This window comes from Tabrizicola oligotrophica (assembly GCF_011008935.1).
In the GTDB taxonomy this organism is placed as follows: domain Bacteria; phylum Pseudomonadota; class Alphaproteobacteria; order Rhodobacterales; family Rhodobacteraceae; genus Tabrizicola_A; species Tabrizicola_A oligotrophica.
Genome location: NZ_JAAIVJ010000054.1, coordinates 1 through 254 on the forward strand (window position 1 = coordinate 1; position 254 = coordinate 254).

At 62.2% G+C, this 254-nt stretch carries 1 pseudogene; it reads right to left on the reverse strand.

Features of this window, described 5'->3' with window-relative positions:
• Positions 1–136 (reverse strand): annotated as a pseudogene (locus G4Z14_RS18790) (IS66 family transposase); the annotation flags it as partial.
• Positions 137–254: the final 118 nt, after the last annotated feature.

A 254-nucleotide genomic window follows, 5' to 3' on the forward strand; every position in this document is an offset into this window, starting at 1 on the left:
GTGGCGACCCTCTGGCCTCCTTCTCCACAGCATAAAGCTGGGCGATCCGGCCGATGGCCTCTTCGGCGATGGGCGAGCCTTGCGACCGGTGGATGTCGACGAACTTGCGCCTGACATGGGCCATGCATGCGTGTTCCACGCGATGGTGGACAGTCAATCCATGGGATGATGGGCGCGGATTCCACGCGAAGGTGGGCAGTCTTTCCACGGGATCGTGGGCAGGTTTGACCGGCAATCAAACGGCATAGGCTCCC